We start from the raw sequence: 16798 nt of genomic DNA on the forward strand, positions 1-16798 counted from the left end.
GCCCCGCCCGCTTCGGCTAGCGGTGCCAGGAGCGCCACAGCGCCGCGTACGTACCCCCCGCCGCGACCAGCTCGTCGTGGCTGCCCAGCTCGGAGATCCGGCCGTCCTCCGCCACCGCGATCACATCCGCGTCGTGGGCGGTGTGCAGCCGGTGCGCGATGGCCACCACGGTGCGTCCCTCCAGCACCGTCGCCAGCGAGCGCTCCAGGTGCCGGGCCGCGCGCGGGTCCAGCAGGGAGGTCGCCTCGTCCAGCACCAGCGTGTGCGGATCCGCCAGGACGAGCCGGGCCAGCGCGATCTGCTGGGCCTGGGCCGGGGTGAGCGCGAGCCCGCCCGAACCCACCTCCGTGTCCAGCCCGGCATCGAGCGCACGCGCCCAGCCGTCGGCGTCCACCGCCGTCAGGGCCGACCACAGCTCGCCGTCCTCGGCCGCCGTCCGCGCCAGCAGCAGGTTGTCGCGCAGGGACCCGACGAAGACGTGGTGCTCCTGATTGACCAGGGCCACATGGCGGCGCACCCGCTCCGCAGGCATCCGCGCGAGCTCCGCGCCGCCGAGCGTCACCGCGCCCGAGCGCGGTGCGTAGATCCCGGCCAGCAGCCGGCCCAGTGTCGACTTTCCCGCGCCGGACGGGCCGACCAGCGCCACCCGGCTCCCCGGCCGGACCGCGAGGGAGACGCCGTGCAGGACGTCGTTGCCCTCCAGGTAGCCGAACCGCACCTCGTCCGCCCGCACCTCCCGGCCCTCGGGCTCCGCGCCGTCGTCCGCGCCGTCCCCGCCGATCTCGCGGACCCCCACCAGCCGGGCGAGTGACACCTGTGCGATCTGGAGCTCGTCGTACCAGCGCAGGATCAGGCCGACCGGCTCGACGAGCATCTGCGCGAACAGCGCGCCGGTCGTCAGCTGCCCGACGGTGACCCAGCCCTGGAGCACGAAGACACCACCGATGATCAGCACGGAGCCGAAGACCAGCGAGTGGGTCACGTTGATCACGGGGAAGAGGACCGAGCGCAGCCACAGGGTGTACCGCTCCCACTGGGTCCAGGAGGCGATCCGGTGGTCGGAGAGCGCCACGCGACGCTCGCCCAGCCGGTGCGCCTCGACGGTCCGCCCCGCGTCGACGGTCTCGGTGAGCGACGCCGCGACCGCCGCGTACCCCGCGGCCTCCGAACGGTAGGCGCCCGGCGCCCGGCGGAAGTACCAGCGGCAGCCGATGACGAGCACGGGCACCGCGACCAGCACGCACAGTGCGAGCGGCGGCGCGGTGACCGTCAGCGCTCCCAGCAGCAGCGCCGCCCACACGAAGCCGATCGCCAGCTGGGGCACGGCCTCGCGCATGGCATTGGCCAGCCGGTCGATGTCGGTGGTGATCCGCGACAGCAGGTCGCCGGTGCCGGCCCGCTCCAGGACGCCCGGCGGCAGCCCCACCGACCGCACGAGGAAGTCCTCGCGCAGATCCGCCAGGATCTCCTCGCCGAGCACCGACCCGCGCAGCCGCACCATGTGCACGAACACCGTCTGCACGGCGAGCGCGACGGCGAACAGTGAGAGCGTGCGCCCCAGATGAACCTCCCGCGCACCCGCCGCCAGGTCCTCCACCATGCCGCCCAGCAGATAGGGACCCACCATGGAGGCGGTCACGGCGACGGCGTTCACCGCCACCAGTACGACGAACGCCCTGCGGTGCCTGCGGAGCAGCGTGCTCACGTAGGCCCGGACGGTCGCGGGCGCGGCGACCGGGAGGGTGGTCGCCGATTCCGGCGCCGCGGGGTCGTGCGCCGGTGGTGCCACGCCGATCATGCCGACTCCTCGATCTGTTCGCTCTCGCCGAGCTCGGTGAGCTCCGCGTCCAGTTCCCCCGCGGGCCGCGCGACGGGGTCCGTCTCCCGCGTGACCACCGCGCGGTACGCGGGGTCGTCCCGCAGGAGTCCGCGGTGCGTTCCCACCGCCACCGCGCGGCCCTCCTGGACGAACACCACGCGGTCCGCCCGGTCGAGCAGCAGCGGGCTGGAGGAGAACACCACCGTCGTACGGCCCTGCCGCAGCGCCCGCAGGCCGTCGGCGATCCGGGCCTCGGTGTGCGAGTCGACCGCCGACGTCGGCTCGTCGAGCACCAGCACCTGCGGGTCGGTGACCAGCGACCGGGCCAGCGCCAGCCGCTGCCGCTGTCCACCCGACAGCGAGCGCCCCCGCTCGGTGATGCGGGTCCGCATGGGGTCCTTGGAAGCGTCCGGGGAGGCCTGTGCGAGAGCGGTCAGCACGTCACCGCACTGTGCCGCCGCCAGCGCGGCCTCGGCCGGGACGGCTCCGGAGGCCGGCACGTCCAGCAACTCGGCGAGCGTCCCCGACAGCAGCACCGGGTCCTTGTCCTGGACGAGCACCGCGGTGCGGGCCGTCTCCAGCGGCAGCCCGTCCAGCGCGATGCCGCCGAGCAGCGCCGAGGGCACCCCCTCGGCCCCCGCCGCGGCGTGCCCGCCCAGCCGGTCGGCCAGCCGGCCGGCCGCGTCCGGGTCGCCGCACACCACCGCGGTCAGCCGGCCTGCCGGTGCCGACAACCCGCTCTCCGGGTCGTACAGGTCACCTGCCGGCACCTCCGCGGGACCCTCGCCTGCTCCGGTCCGTGCGATACGCCCCAGCGACAGCACGCGGGCCGCGCGCTCCGCTGACGGCCGGGAGAAGGAATAGGCCATGGCGATCTCTTCGAACACCCTGAGCGGGAAGAGGAGGAAGGTGACCAGGCCGTAGACGGTGACCAGTTCCCCGACGCCCACCCGGCCGTCCTGGACCAGCCCGACCCCGTAGCCGACCACCGCGATCAGCAGCAGTCCGGGCAGCAGCACCTGGACCGCCGCGATCAGCGCCCACATCCGGGCACTGCGCACGGCAGCACGGCGCACCTCCTGGGAGGCGCGCCGGTAGCGGTCCAGGAACAGCTCCTCGCCGCCGATGCCGCGCAGCACGCGCAGTCCGGCCACGGTGTCCGAGGCCAGCTCCGTGGCGTACCCCGCCTTGTCACGCTGCTCGTCGGCCCGTCTCGTCGCGGGCGGCAGCAGGGGCAGCACGGCCAGGACCAGGGCGGGCACCGCCAGCGCGACGACCGTGCCGAGGGCCGGCTGGTAGACCACCAGGGCCACGCACACGAACAGCGTCGTGAACAGTGCGGAGCCGAAGCGCGACAGCGCCTCCACGAACCAGCCGATTTTCTCGACGTCACCCGTCGACACCGCGACGACCTCGCCGGCCGCGACCTGACGGGTCAGCGTGGCACCCAACTCGGCCGTCTTGCGGGCCAGAAGCTGCTGCACGCGCGCCGCGGCCGTGATCCAGTTGGTGACGGCCGTGCGGTGCAGCATCGTGTCGCCCAGCGCCACGAGACCGCCCAGCAGCACCATCAGCCCGCCCGCCAGGGCGAGCCGGGCGCCGGAGCGGTCGACCACGGCCTGGACGGCGATGCCGAGGGCCACCGGCAGCGCGGCCACGGCGGCCATGTGCACCACGCCCCACGCCATGGCCTTCGCCTGGCCGGCCAGCTGATGCCGCCCGAGCCAGAGCAGTAATCGCGGTCCCGACCTGGTGTCGGGCCGGCCGGGATCGGTATACGGAAGGTCGCGGATCTGCATGTCATCCCAGGGGTGCGGGCGAGCCGGCAGGAGCTGTGAAAGGTTCGCGCCACTGGAGTGCAGCATTCAACCGGTTTTCGCACTCCGGCGACGGATCAGGCCAAAGGGGCTCTGGCGCACTGGAGTACGAACCGCTTCACTCCTGCCCCATGAGACGACTGTTGCTCGCGCTGTGCGCCGCGACCGCCGGTCTGGTGCTGGGCATGGGCCCCGCCCTGGCCGCGGGCCCGCCGACCGAGTTCGGCACCGACTGGCACGACCCGATCACCGCCGGCCCGCCGGTGGCCACGCCCGGCACCAAGGCCTGCACGGTCACCGTCGCCGACACCGAGTTCCGCGACTACACGCCCTACAAGAGCACCTACCTGCCGCCCAAGGGCTGCGGCGACCGCTGGAACAAGGTCGTCCTGCGGCTCGACGGGGCCGTCGCCGGACGGCAGTACGACCGCCTGGGCTATCTGCAGGTCGGCGGCGTGGAGATCCTGCGCACCTCCACCCCGGAGCCCTCGCCCGAGGGCATCACCTGGCACGTCGAGAAGGACGTCACCCGCTACGCGGCCACCTTCCGGGACAAGCAGCCCGTCGAGATGCTCATCGGCAACCTGGTGAACGAAACCTACACGGGCGTCATCAAGGTCAAGGCGACGCTGACCTTCTACGCCGCCGAGGGGCGGGCCGGGGCGGCACATACGCCGGACAAGGTGCTCACTCTGGACGGCGCGCACACCACAGGTACGTCCTATGAGGGGCTGTTGACCACTCCGCGCAACAGCGAGCGGATCGTGGCCGAGGTGTACGCGACCGGCTCGGGCGGTGGCTGCGAGGAGTTCTGGTACCTGACCGTGCCGGACGCGGCGCCGTACTCGTGCAAGGCCAAGGACGGCCCGTACCGCGAGGTCCAGGTCTCCGTGGACGGCAAACTCGCCGGGATCGCCGCGCCCTTCCCCACCGTATGGACGGGCGGCTGGTCCAACCCCTTCCTGTGGTACGTCATTCCGGGCCCGCGGGCCTTCGACGTCCGGCCGGTGGAGTACGACCTGACGCCCTTCGCGGGGCAGCTGAACGACGGGAAGGCGCACCGGGTCACCATCTCGGTGGCCGGCGTGCCGGAGGGGCAGAGCGGCTGGAGCACGCCGACCAACATCCTGGTCTGGCAGGACGCCGGGGCGACCCGGGTCACCGGGGCCCTCACCGGGCACGAGGCGGGTGCACCCGCGAACACGGTCGCCTACGAACCGGGCAAGGAGCACCGGCTGAAGGCCGACGGCGGGCACTCCCTGACGGTCTCCGGCTACGTCGACACCTCGCACGGAAGGGTGACCACCACCGTCGCCCGCAAGGTCGCCGCGGCGTCCACCCACAGCTGGACCGACGGCGAGTCGAAGGACGCCCTTCAGGCCCGCTGGACCGACGACGAGAACGTCAAGGTGGCCGGCCACGGACCCGCCACGACGACCCGCGCCCACCGGGTCTACAGCATGGACGGCGAGATCAGCATCGGCGCGGGCGACCGGCTGCGGACCGTGATGAGGATGGGGGACCGCTCCGACAGCGTCACCCTGCGCGCCGGCAAGCGGCTCGGGTGGTCGCTGATGGACGACACCTACACCGGCGACGCGGCGTACAACCAGAACGTCCCGAGGGACCAGCGGCACGCCACCGGCGTCTCGCGTGAGCGCTACCGCCTCCTCGGTCCGGGGACCTGCTACGACCGGACCCTGGCCACGGCTCAGGGAGAGCTGACGGAGGACAGGCGCTCCTGCTGACCCTCCTGGCGGCAGCGTGCCGGGCCGCGCCTTCAGCAGGCGGGGCCCGGGCCCGCCATCAGTTCGTCCAGCAGGCTGCCGAGCCGGCTGCGCTGCTCCGCCGAGAGGGGCGCGAGGACGTCCTCCACGGCCGCCCGCCGGGCCTCCCTGAGCTTCCTCAGGATCCTGCGGCCCTCGTCGGTCAGCTCGATGCGGATGACCCGCCGGTTGGACGGATCCGGCACCCGGCGCACCGAGCCGCCGGCCTCCAGGGCGTCGACGAGGGTGGTCACTGCCCGCGGCACGACCTCCAGGCGCTGCGCGAGATCCGCCATCCGCGGCGGGTGGTCGTAGTGCGCGACGGTACGCAGCAGCCGTGACTGGGCAGGGGTGATCCCGACCGGGTCCAGATAGCGCTTCTGGGCCCGGTGGAGCCTGCGGGTGAGGCGCAGCAACTGCTCGGCGAGCTGTCCGGACGTGTCGGGGGCGGTCATGATCAGAGGTTACCAGGACCAAATTCATTGTGAGCTTAGGTAACAGTGAGCTAGGCTCGGTGATCGGCCAATGCGCCTCTGAAAACAGCCACCTCTGAAAACCAGGAGCCCATGCGTCACGACGAAGAGAACTGGACCCCACCGCCCGCCGATCCGGAGCAGCCCGCCCAGGTGCGGCGCATCCTCCGGCTGTTCCGCCCCTACCGAGGCAGGCTCGCCCTCGTCGGCCTGCTCGTCGCCGCCTCCTCGCTCGTCTCCGTCGCCTCGCCCTTCCTGCTGCGCGAGATCCTCGACACCGCGATCCCCCAAGGGCGCACGGGGCTGCTGAGCCTCCTCGCGCTCGGGATGATCGCCGCCGCCGTCGTGAACAGCGTCTTCGGCGTCGTGCAGACCCTGCTCTCCACGACGGTCGGCCAGCGCGTCATGCACGACCTGCGCGCCGCCGTCTACGACCGGCTCCAGCGGATGCCGCTCGCCTTCTTCACCCGCACCCGCACCGGCGAGGTGCAGTCCCGCATCGCCAACGACATCGGCGGCATGCAGGCCACCGTCACCTCCACGGCCACGTCGCTCGTCTCCAACCTCACCAGCGTCGTCGCCACCGTGGTCGCGATGCTCGCCCTCGACTGGCGGCTGACCGTCGTCTCGCTGCTCCTGCTGCCGGTGTTCGTGATGATCAGCCGCCGGGTCGGCCGCGAGCGCAAGAAGATCACCTCGCAGCGGCAGAAGCAGATGGCGGTCATGGCCGCCATGGTCACCGAGTCGCTCTCCGTCAGCGGCATCCTCCTCGGCCGCACGATGGGCCGGGCCGACTCCCTGACCCGGTCCTTCGCCAAGGAGTCCGAGCGGCTCGTCGGCCTCGAAGTACGGGCGAGCATGGCCGGGCGCTGGCGGATGTCCACCATCGGCATCGTCATGGCGGCGATGCCCGCCGTCATCTACTGGGCCGCGGGCATCGCCCTGCAGACGGGCGGTCCGGGCATCTCCATCGGCACCCTGGTGGCCTTCGTCTCCCTCCAGCAGGGCATGTTCCGGCCCGCCGTCAGCCTGCTGTCCACGGGCGTGCAGATGCAGACCTCCCTCGCGCTCTTCCAGCGGATCTTCGAATACCTCGACCTCCCGGTGGACATCGCCGAGCCGAAGAAGCCGGTGCGGCTGGAGAAGGTGCGGGGCGAAGTGCGCTTCGAAAAGGTCGCCTTCTCCTACGACGCCCCGGGCTCGCGCGAGCCCTCGGCCCCCACTCTCAGCGGGATCGACCTGACCGTGCCGGCCGGCGGCAGCCTCGCCGTCGTCGGACCGACCGGCTCCGGCAAGAGCACGCTCAGCTATCTCGTGCCCCGCCTCTACGACGTCACCGGCGGCCGCGTCCTGCTCGACGGGGTGGACGTCCGCGACCTCGACTTCGACACCCTGGCCCGGGCGGTCGGCGTGGTCTCCCAGGAGACCTATCTGTTCCACGCCTCCGTCGCGGACAACCTCCGGTTCGCCAAGCCCGACGCGACGGACGAGGAGATCAGATCGGCGGCCCGCGCCGCACAGATCCACGACCACATCGCCGCCCTCCCCGACGGGTACGACACCCTCGTCGGCGAGCGGGGCTACCGCTTCTCCGGCGGTGAGAAGCAGCGCCTGGCCATCGCCCGTACGATCCTGCGCGATCCGCCGGTGCTGATCCTCGACGAGGCGACCAGCGCCCTGGACACCCGCACCGAGCACGCCGTCCAGGAGGCCATCGACGCGCTCTCCGCCGGGCGGACGACCATCACCATCGCCCACCGCCTCTCGACCGTCCACGACGCCGACCGGATCGTCGTCCTCGACCGCGGGCGCGTCACCGAGCAGGGCACCCATGAGGAACTCCTCGCGGAGGACGGGCACTACGCCGCGCTCGTGAGCAGGGACGCGGGCCGTGCGACGGCCGGTGCCGTGACCGGGTAGGCCGCGCCGGACCGAGGGTCCTCGTACAGGTGTGCGGGAGTATTGCCCGGGGGATCCAAGGGATCATGAAGCGATCCGAGCCCCTGTCCGCCGGCGGCGATACCGATACCGATACCGATACCGGCACCGGCACCGGCGACCTCCGAGCTGCGAACGTCCCCGCGCCGCCGTCCCGTTCCTCGCTGCGCCAGCTCGCCGCGGCATCCGTGGGCAACGCGGCGGAGTGGTACGACTGGTACGCCTATTCGTTCCTGGCGGTCTACTTCGCCGACCAGTTCTTCCCCAAGGGCTCCGGCAACTCCCTCGTGCCGCTGCTCTCGACCTTCGCCGTCTTCGCGGTCGGCTTCTTCATGCGCCCGGTCGGCGGCCTGCTCATGGGCGCGGTCGCCGACCGGCGCGGCCGGCGGGCCGCCCTCACGGTCACCATCCTGCTCATGGGCGCCGGCAGCCTGCTGCTCGCGCTCACCCCGACCTACGCCGCCACCGGCGTCCTCGCCCCCGTGGTCCTCGTGGTCGCCCGGCTGATCCAGGGGCTTTCGGTCGGAGGGGAGTTCGCGGCATCCACGACGTTCCTCGTGGAGTCCGCGGGCCCGGGCCGCAGGGGATTGTTCTCCAGCTTCCAGTACGTGTCCACGACCATCGGCCAGCTCCTCGCCTCGGGCATCGCGGCGCTCCTCGCCCGCCTCCTCACCGAGGGACAGATGGGCGACTGGGGCTGGCGCGTGCCGTTCCTCATCGGCGCGGTCATCAGCCTGGCCGGATTCTGGATCCGGCAGGGCGCCGAGGAGACGCACGAGGTACCGGGGAAGGAGGCCGCGCGCCCGGCGCTCTTCGAAGCCGTGCGACGGCACCCCCGGCGAGTCCCTGCTGATCTGCGGCATCACCGCCGGCGGCACCCTCGCCTACTACACCTGGACCACCTACCTGCCGACCTACGCCCAGATGAACGCCGGATTCGACAAGGGCGACGCGCTGGCCGTCGGCACGATCTCGCTGGCCTTCTTCGCGGCGCTCCAGCCTCTCGGCGGGCTGCTGTCCGACCGCATCGGCCGCAAACCGCTGCTGATCGGCTTCGCGGTGGGGTTCGCCGTCCTGGCCGTCCCCCTGCTGCACGCGGTCGGCAGCTCCTTCGTCTCCCTGCTGCTCGTGCAGTGCGCCGGCATGGTGCTGCTCACCGGATACACCTCGATCGCGGCGGCCGTGAACGCCGAGGTGTTCCCCGCACGCGTACGGGCTGCGGGGATCGGCTTCCCCTACTCGCTGACCGTGGCGCTGTTCGGCGGCACGGCCCCCTACCTCGGCACCTGGTTCAAGGACTCGGGTCACCCGGGCGCGTTCCCCTGGTACGTGGCGGGGCTCTGCCTGGTGTCCGCGTGCGTCTACGTGATCCTGCCGGAGACGGCGAAGCGCCCGCTCGACCGCTCCGTTCAGCCTGCCTGCCGCTGATCCGCCCCGGGTCCGGAGGAGTCCGCAGCAGAGGATGCCTGCTCGGCGAACTCCGCACGGACGGCGTCCGTGTGTTCGCCCAGCGCCGGTACCGCTCGCATGGCCGCCTCCCGCCCTCTCACCTCCACCGGCGGGAGCAGCCCGCGGAGCGGACCGGCTGGGGAGCCGAACTCGCGCCACCGGTCGCGCGCCGCGAGCTGCGGATGGTCCGCGAACTCGGCGACCGTCCGCAGCCGGGCGTTCGCGATGCCCGCTCCGTCGAGCAGGGCCACCACACCGTCCGCGGTGTGGGAAGCGAAGTGCTCCTCGATGACGGCGGTGAGCTCCTCGTCGTGAGCCCGGCGCAGGGGATTGTCCGCGAAACGGGGATCGCGGATCAGCGCGGGCTGCCGCAGCACGCGTTCGCACAGGGCCACCCACTCCCGGTCGTTCTGCACGCTCAGGAACACCTGCCCGCCGTCGCCGCAGCGGTAATGGCCGTAGGGGGAGATGGACGGGTGCCGTGCGCCGCTGCGGGCCAGCGGTGCGCCGCCGTAGGCCTCCGCGAAATACGGCTGCCCCATCCACTCCGCGAGCGCATCGAAGAGCGAGACGGAAAGCGCCGTGCCCTCGCCGGTGCGTTCGCGCTCGTAGAGAGCGGTGAGGATGCCCGTGTAGGCGTACATGCCGCCTGCTATGTCGGCCACGGAGATGCCGGGGCGGGCGGGGGCGGCGGCGTCGCCGGTGAGCGAGACCAGGCCGGCCTCGCACTGCACGAGCAGGTCGTACGCCTTCTTGTCGCGGTACGGGCCCTCCGTGCCGTACCCGGAGACGTCGCAGGTGATCAGGCGGGGATGCCGGGCGCGCAGCACCTCGCAGCCGAGGCCCAGCCGCCCGGCCGCGCCGGGGCCCAGGTTCTGGATGAAGACGTCGGCGCGGGCGAGGAGGCGGTCGAGCAGTGCGCGGTCGGCCTCGGTCCTCAGATCGAGGACGACGCTCTCCTTCCCGCGGTTGACCCACACGAAATAGGCGGAGAGCCCTTTCGTCCTGCGGTCGTAGTCGCGGGCGAAGTCCCCGCGCCCCGGCCGCTCGATCTTGATGACGCGTGCGCCGAGGTCGGCGAGCTGCCGGGTGGCGAAGGGCGCGGCCACGGCCTGTTCGAGGGCGACGACCGTGACGTCGTGCAGAGGCGGCTTCAACTCGGCTCCTTCCGCCGGGCAGTTCATATGACCGGGGTTGTGGACAGTCCGGCGCACCGGGCCTCGGTCCCGGCATAGTGTCGCGGCCATGAACAGCAGCTCACAGCTCGCGTGGATCGCCCGCCACCAGGATCACCTCCAGGGTGCGCGGCCCGTGGACGCCCTCGACCCGCTCCAGCTCGATGTCGCTCGTCGCCGACGGTCCCGAGATCCAGGTCAGGGGCCGTGCCGGGGCCAGCCGCCGGAGGGCCTGCGGCACGGAGGAGACCACTTGGTCGTCGGTCCGCACCACGCAGAGGTGATGGTCCGGTACGAGGGTGATGCGCCGGCTCCCCTGATCCGGGCCCGCATCGAGCACGACGGTCCCGGTCTCGGCGATCGCCAGCGCACAGCCGGTCACCACGCTGTCGATGGAATCCAGTTCACGGGCCGTCAGGGCTGGGGAGTCGCGGACGAGCTCGACCGGGGCCGTGGCAAGCCAGCCGTCCGGAAGGGCGGGCGGTACGACCACCCGGCGCGCGCCCCGTTCGGCGAGCAGGCGGGCGAGGAGCGCGGGCAGGCCGGGCGCTTCCGTGCGGTGGACGCGTGCGCGGTAGTCCGCCAGATTCTCCGCCAGAAGGCCGACGGTTGCGGAATGCGTGTGCTCGCCGTGCTGCGTGGCGTAGTCACGCGGGACCGGGTGTTCCCCCGGCTGCTCCGACGGGGGCACGTCGGCAAGCGCCTGCCGCACCCGGCCGAGGATCCGTTCCCTGCTCGACCCGCTGCTCGGCCCGCTGCTCATGACGGCTCTCCTTTCCGGCCGGAGCCGCCGCGGGTGCGGGCCCACCAGTCGCGGAAGGACTCGGGCGGCACCTCCGGCAGGTCTCGCGCGTCCGACCAGGCGCGGCCCGGCCCCGGCAGCCGCCCGGGGTGCAGCCCACGGGTCCGGGCCAGCAGCCGCTGGCCCCGACGCAGGACACGGGGGTGGTCGAAGGCCCAGCCTGCGGCACGCATCACGGTGCGCTCGGTGGCGTGCCGCTTCGCGGGCTTGATGACGGTGCGCGTGCCACGGAGCGTCACGGTGCCCCCTTCCACGACCCTCTCCCGCAGATGGACGAGGACTTCGGGGATGTCGATGGCCACCGGGCACGCCTCGAAACAGGCACCGCACAGTGAGGATGCGTACGGGAGCGACTCCTCCAGGGGTGAGGCGAGGCCGCGGAGCTGGGGCGTGAGGACGGCACCGATGGGTCCCGGATACGGCGATCCGTACGCATGGCCACCGGCCCGCTCGTACACGGGGCAGACGTTCAGGCAGGCCGAGCAGCGGATGCAGCGCAGGGCCTGGCGGCCGGTCGTGTCCGCGAGGGTGTCGGTGCGGCCGTTGTCGAGCAGCACCAGGTGGAAGGCGCGGGGGCCGTCGCCGTCGGTGGTGCCCGTCCACATCGAGGTGTACGGGTTCATCCGCTCCGCCGTCGACGAGCGCGGCAGCAGCTGGAGGAAGATCTCCAGGTCGCGCCAGGTGGGCACGACCTTCTCGATCCCGACCACCGAGATCAGGGTCTCCGGGAGGGTGAGGCACATCCGGCCGTTGCCCTCGGACTCGACCACGACCAGCGTTCCGGTCTCCGCCACTGCGAAGTTGGCCCCGGAGACGGCCACCTTGGCCCGCAGGAACTTCTCCCGCAGGTGCAGCCGCGCGGCCTCGGCAAGATCGGCGGGCCGGTCGGTCAGCCCCTCGGGAGCCGGGAGCCCCCATTCGGCCATCCGCCGGCGGAAGATGTCGCGGATCTCGGCGCGGTTGCGGTGGATGGCGGGCACCAGGATGTGCGAGGGAAGGTCGTCGCCCAGCTGCACGATCAGTTCGGCGAGGTCGGTCTCGTACGCCCGGATACCGGCCGCCGCGAGGGCGCCGTTGAGACCGGTCTCCTGCGTGGCCATCGACTTGACCTTGACCACCTCGCGTTCGCCGGTGGCCAGGACCAGACCGGTGACGATGCGATTGGCCTCGGCGGCGTCGGCCGCCCAGTGGACCGTGCCGCCGGCCCGGGTCACCGACTCCTCCAGCTGGACGAGGTAGTGGTCGAGGTGGCGCAGCGTCCGGTCCTTGACCGCGGCGCCGGCGGCCCGCAGCTGCACCCAGTCGTCCAGCTCCGCCACGGCCCGGTCGCGTTTGGCGCGAATGGTGTGGGTGGCGCGCCGGAGGTTGGCGCGCAGGCGGTGGTCACGGGTCGAGGCGTCGGCGGCGCGCGGGAAGGAGGGCATCCCCAGGTAGGTGCCGGTCACCGGGCGGCTCCCCGGCCGGCCCCGTCGCCCGCAGGGGTGCCGTCGGCGCCGTCCTCCTTGCTGCCGGCCAGGATCTCGGCGATGTGCACGGGGGTGACCGGTGAACCCTCGCGGGCGAGGATCCCGCCGATGTGCATGAGGCAGGAGTTGTCGACCGTGCACAGGGCGCGTGCTCCGGTCGAGGTGACGGCGCGCGCTTTGTCGGTGCCCATCGCGGCGGAGACGGCCGGGTTCTTCACGGCGAAGGTGCCGCCGAAGCCGCAGCACTCCTCCGCTCCCGGCAGCTCGCGCAGGTCCAGGCCCTCCACGCGTTCCAGGAGGCGCTGCGGCCGGTCACCGAGGCCGAGGACCCGCAGCCCGTGACAGGTGGGGTGGTAGGTGACGGTGTGCGGGTAGTAGGCGCCGACGTCGGTCACCCCGAGGACATCGACCAGGAACTCCGTCAGTTCGTACGTCCTGGCCGCCGCCTCCGCCACCGCTGCCGGGACCGCCCCGGGGCGCCCCTCGGCGGTCGCCTTCGCGGCGATCCGGGGGTAGTTGTCGCGGACCATGGCTGCGCAGGAGCCGGAGGGGGTGACGATGTAGTCGTGGTCGCGGAAGGCGGCCGCGTAGCGGCGCAGCAGCGGTTCGGTGCGGTGCCGGTAGCCGGTGTTGAAGAGGGGCTGGCCGCAGCAGCTCTGTTCGGCGGGGAAGTCGACCTGCACGCCGAGCCGTTCGAGGAGGGTGACGACCGCCCGGCCGGTCCGCGGGTAGAGCGTGTCGTTGACGCACGTCACGAACAGCCCCACGCGCATGGGTCCCTCCTCGCGTCGTGATCATCCGGGGAGCCTCATACTGCCGCAGGGACCCGCGGCTGTGAAGAACCGAGCAGGGCGCGGATCTCCCGTACGGCCGCGCGGCCCGCACGGTTCGCGCCGATGGTGCTGGCGGAGGGCCCGTAGCCGACGAGGTGCACCCGGGGGTCCCGCGCTGCGCGTGTGCCTTCCATGCGGATGCCGCCGCCGGGCTCGCGCAGCTTCAGGGGGGCGAGGTGGTCGACGGCGGCCCGGAAGCCGGTGGCCCAGAGGATGACGTCGGCGTCGACGGCGCTGCCGTCCTCCCACTCCACGCCGGTGGGGGTGACGCGGTCGAACATGGGCCGCGGGGCCAGGACGCCGGCGGCGCGCGCCCGCTCCATGGCCTCCGTCATGGGCAGCCCGGTCACGGAGACGACGCTCTGCGGGGGCAGGCCCTGCCGGACCCGCTCCTCGACGCGGGCCACCGCGGCGCGCCCCCACTCCTGGTCGAACGGGCCCTCGCGGAAGACCGGGGGCCGGCGCGTCACCCAGGTCGTCCCGGCCGCCACCTCGGAGACCTCCAGCAGGTGCTGCACCGCGGAGGTGCCGCCGCCGACCACGACGACGCGCTGCCCGGCGAACTCCTGCGGTCCGGGGTAGTGCGCCGTGTGCAGCTGGCGGCCGCGGAAGGTCTCCTGGCCGGGGTAGCGGGGCCAGAAGGGGCGGTCCCAGGTGCCGGTCGCGTTGATCAGGGCCCGGGCCGACCACAAGCCCTCGGAGCTCTCGACCGTCAGCCGTCCGTCCTGCCCCTCCCGTACCGCGCGGACGTCGACCGGGCGGTGTACGCGCAGGTCGAAGGCGCGCTCGTAGTCGGCGAAATAGCCGCCGATCACCGCGGACGAGGGCCGTGAGCCGTCGGCCCCCGTCAGCTCCATGCCGGGCAGGGCGTGCATCCCGTGCACCTTGCCGTAGGTGAGCGACGGCCAGCGGAACTGCCAGGCGCCGCCCGGGCGCGGGGAGTGGTCCAGGACGACGAAGTCCCGGTCCGGCTCGTACCCCGCACGGCGCAGGTGGTAGGCGGCGGCCAGGCCCGCCTGCCCGGCGCCTACCACCACGACCTCGGTCTCACGCACCACAAGATTGTTCATGATTCTACTAACGTGAGGGGTGGGTCGTATCTTCCCGGCCTTCTCCTCCCGGTCTTCCCCGGGGCCCGTACGAAAATGGAGCCATGGCAGACATCCATGGCACCTTCCGCACGCACGTCCTCGACATCGCCACCGGCTCCTCGGAGACGGTGTACGACCTCACCCACGAGTGTGAGGCCTTCCTGCGCGAGGCGGCCGCCGGCCGCGACGGACTGCTCAACGTCTTCGTCCCGCACGCGACGGCCGGCGTGGCCGTACTGGAGACCGGCTCCGGCAGCGACGAGGACCTGCTGTCCGCCCTCCACGACCTGCTGCCGGCGGACGACCGCTGGCGCCACCGCCACGGCAGCCGCGGCCACGGGCGGGACCACGTGCTGCCCGCCCTCGTGCCCCCGCACGCGACGCTGCCGGTCATCGGCGGGCGGCTGGAGCTGGGCACCTGGCAGTCGGTGTGCCTCGTCGACACCAACAGGGACAACCCCGACCGCCAGGTGCGGCTGACGTTCCTCGGCTGAGCATCCGGCCCCGCCCGGCCGGGAGGCCTGCCGGGACAGGGGCACCGGCTCCGCCGGGCCGTCAGTCCTGCAGTCGTCAGTTCTGCAGCCGTCAGTCCTGCTGTGCCGACTCGGGCAGCTGCCGCAGCTTCACGCTGGTCTTGGTCCGGTAGGCCCAGTCCAGCATCTTCACGGCGTCCGGGTAGCGGTTGGCGCCGTCGTTGAGGATGACACCCACCACCGTGCGGCCGTTGCGCTCGGCGGCGAAGACCAGACAGGCGCCGGCCGCCGTGCCGGTGCCGGTCTTGATGCCGATCGCGCCCTTGTACGAGCCGAGCAGCTTGTTGGTGTTGTCCCAGTAGTACGTGCGGTTGACGTTCGCCGCCTTCTGGCGGGTCGCCGTCGTCCGGACGACCGTCTTGAACGTGCTGTTGCCCAGGGCGTGCCGGGCCAGCTGCGCCGAGTCGCGCGGGGTCGTGTAGTTGGCCCCGGCCCTCGATATGCCGTCGAACGAGTCGTACTTGGTGTTCTTCATCCCGAGGTCGGCGGCCTTCTTGTTCATCTTGGAGATGAACGACTTCGTCCGCGCGGCCTCGGTACTGCCGCTGCCGAAGGTGTCGGCGAGCGCGTAGGCGGCGTCACAGCCCGACGGCAGCATGAGGCCGTACAGCAGCTGACGTACGGTCATCTTGTCGCCCGTGCGCAGATCGGCGGTGCTGGCGCCGTTCCGCGCGACGTAGTCGCGGTACGACTGCTTGATGGTGACCTTCTTGTCGAGGTCCACGCCCTTGGTGTCCAGGACGGTCACCGCGGTCATGACCTTGGTGGTGCTGGCCATCTGCCGCTTGGTGTCGGCGTCCTTCCCCCACAGCTGGCGGTTGCGGTTGCCGTCGAGCAGGAACGCGCCCTTTGCGCTGACCGACGGGCCGCTCGCGGCCTCCGCGCCCGTCGCCGGGAGGACGACGGCGACCGCCGCGGCCGATGCGACCGCGGCCGCGCCCCAGCGGCGGACCGGTCTTCCGGATCGCTCCATGTATGCCTCTGTTTCTCGCGTGTCGAGATGAGCGAGTCGTCTCGCTTGTACTGCTGAGCGAGCCGATAATCGCACCGGTTTCCCGACGGGGAGAACCTGGGGGCGTGTCAGTTGTCCTGCCGCGGCGGGCGGTCCGGTTCACGCACCCCGCTGCGCGGCGCGCCCCACCGCGTCCACCAGAGGCAGGACCCGGTACGGCACCCGCTCGCGCAGCACCATCTCCGTGCGCGTGCGCACGACCCCCGGCGTCTGCACCAGCACCTGGATCACGTCCTCCAGGTGCCCCGCGTCCCGGGCGACCACCCGGGCCATCAGGTCGCCGCCGCCGGTGATCGAGAACGCCTCGATGATCTCCGGGACGTCCGCGAGCGCCTCCGCGACCGTGTCGAGGTGTCCCTGGGTGACCTCGATGTGCACGAACGCCAGCACGGGGTGGCCCAGCGCCGCGGCGGACAGGCGCGGACCCGTGCCCGTGATCACGCCCTCGCGCTCCAACCGGTCCAGCCGGGCCTGCAGCGTGCCGCGGGCGACGCCCAGCACGCGCGCGTACTCGCGCACGCTCGTGCGGGGCTGCTCCAGGAGCAGCCGGAGGATCTTCGCGTCCAGTGCGTCGACGGCCATGGGCCGGCGCCCTCCTCGTGGTCGGCCTCTCCGGCCGGTCAC

Annotated in this window: 13 protein-coding genes and 1 pseudogene; 4 read left to right on the forward strand and 10 right to left on the reverse strand. The window is 72.4% G+C overall.

What is annotated here, in order from left to right:
• Window positions 1-16 precede the first annotated feature (16 nt).
• Both AS857_RS10275 and AS857_RS10280 read right to left on the reverse strand, forming a co-directional pair.
• Window positions 17-1798, reverse strand: a complete 1782-nt coding sequence (locus tag AS857_RS10275) for an ABC transporter ATP-binding protein (RefSeq protein WP_058042808.1) — start codon at window positions 1796-1798, stop codon at window positions 17-19.
• Window positions 1795-3618 (reverse strand): ABC transporter transmembrane domain-containing protein, encoded by a 1824-nt coding sequence (locus tag AS857_RS10280; RefSeq protein ID WP_058042809.1) that lies wholly within the window; start codon window positions 3616-3618, stop codon window positions 1795-1797. Before AS857_RS10280 ends, AS857_RS10275 begins: the two co-directional genes overlap by 4 nt.
• A 149-nt stretch (window positions 3619-3767) precedes the next feature.
• Here AS857_RS10280 and AS857_RS10285 point away from each other — a divergent pair, with 149 nt between their 5' ends.
• Complete coding sequence (locus AS857_RS10285) at window positions 3768-5384, forward strand: peptide-N4-asparagine amidase (RefSeq protein ID WP_058042810.1); 1617 nt, start codon at window positions 3768-3770, stop codon at window positions 5382-5384.
• 32 nt (window positions 5385-5416) lie between these two features.
• Here the strand turns inward: AS857_RS10285 and AS857_RS10290 are convergent, their stop codons facing one another.
• Window positions 5417-5857, reverse strand: coding sequence for a MarR family winged helix-turn-helix transcriptional regulator (locus AS857_RS10290; RefSeq protein WP_058042811.1), 441 nt, complete (start codon window positions 5855-5857; stop codon window positions 5417-5419).
• A 111-nt stretch (window positions 5858-5968) separates the two neighbouring features.
• On the opposite strand from AS857_RS10290, the gene AS857_RS10295 reads away from it, so the two are divergent.
• Together AS857_RS10295 and AS857_RS10300 are read left to right on the forward strand one after the other, a co-directional pair.
• Window positions 5969-7795: an ABC transporter ATP-binding protein gene (locus AS857_RS10295; protein ID WP_058042812.1), complete on the forward strand. Its 1827-nt coding sequence runs from the start codon at window positions 5969-5971 to the stop codon at window positions 7793-7795.
• 182 nt (window positions 7796-7977) lie between these two features.
• Window positions 7978-9241 (forward strand): annotated as a pseudogene (locus tag AS857_RS10300) (MFS transporter).
• On the opposite strand, the gene AS857_RS10305 reads toward AS857_RS10300, so the two are convergent.
• The 5 genes from AS857_RS10305 to AS857_RS10325 form a co-directional block, all read right to left on the reverse strand.
• Window positions 9223-10419: a CaiB/BaiF CoA transferase family protein gene (locus tag AS857_RS10305; protein WP_245699746.1), complete on the reverse strand. Its 1197-nt coding sequence runs from the start codon at window positions 10417-10419 to the stop codon at window positions 9223-9225. The pseudogene AS857_RS10300 and the gene AS857_RS10305 overlap by 19 nt on opposite strands.
• 100 nt (window positions 10420-10519) lie before the next feature.
• Entirely contained in the window at window positions 10520-11200 is a 681-nt protein-coding gene (locus AS857_RS10310) for a LutC/YkgG family protein (protein WP_058042814.1), read from the reverse strand.
• The gene (locus tag AS857_RS10315; RefSeq protein ID WP_058042815.1) at window positions 11197-12684 is read right to left on the reverse strand and encodes a lactate utilization protein B; all 1488 of its coding nucleotides are present in this window, start codon (window positions 12682-12684) and stop codon (window positions 11197-11199) included. The genes AS857_RS10310 and AS857_RS10315 overlap by 4 nt, the downstream gene beginning before the upstream one ends.
• Window positions 12681-13478: a (Fe-S)-binding protein gene (locus AS857_RS10320; protein WP_058042816.1), complete on the reverse strand. Its 798-nt coding sequence runs from the start codon at window positions 13476-13478 to the stop codon at window positions 12681-12683. Before AS857_RS10320 ends, AS857_RS10315 begins: the two co-directional genes overlap by 4 nt.
• 35 nt (window positions 13479-13513) lie before the next feature.
• Window positions 13514-14608 carry an NAD(P)-binding domain-containing protein gene (locus tag AS857_RS10325; RefSeq protein WP_058042817.1) on the reverse strand — a complete coding sequence of 365 codons (1095 nt, stop codon included), beginning with the start codon at window positions 14606-14608 and terminating at the stop codon, window positions 13514-13516.
• A gap of 83 nt (window positions 14609-14691) precedes the next feature.
• On the opposite strand from AS857_RS10325, the gene AS857_RS10330 reads away from it, so the two are divergent.
• A complete protein-coding gene (locus AS857_RS10330) occupies window positions 14692-15123 on the forward strand; it encodes a secondary thiamine-phosphate synthase enzyme YjbQ (protein ID WP_058042818.1) in 432 nt (143 codons plus the stop codon).
• A 91-nt stretch (window positions 15124-15214) separates the two neighbouring features.
• Here AS857_RS10330 and AS857_RS10335 read toward each other — a convergent pair whose 3' ends face one another.
• Both AS857_RS10335 and AS857_RS10340 read right to left on the reverse strand, forming a co-directional pair.
• A complete protein-coding gene (locus AS857_RS10335; protein ID WP_058042819.1) occupies window positions 15215-16135 on the reverse strand; it encodes a D-alanyl-D-alanine carboxypeptidase family protein in 921 nt (306 codons plus the stop codon).
• A 138-nt stretch (window positions 16136-16273) separates the two neighbouring features.
• Window positions 16274-16756 (reverse strand): Lrp/AsnC family transcriptional regulator, encoded by a 483-nt coding sequence (locus AS857_RS10340; protein WP_058042820.1) that lies wholly within the window; start codon window positions 16754-16756, stop codon window positions 16274-16276.
• Between the last annotated feature and the right edge of the window lie 42 nt (window positions 16757-16798).

Origin of the sequence: Streptomyces roseifaciens, from assembly GCF_001445655.1 — a bacterium.
Lineage (GTDB): Bacteria > Actinomycetota > Actinomycetes > Streptomycetales > Streptomycetaceae > Streptomyces > Streptomyces aureoversilis.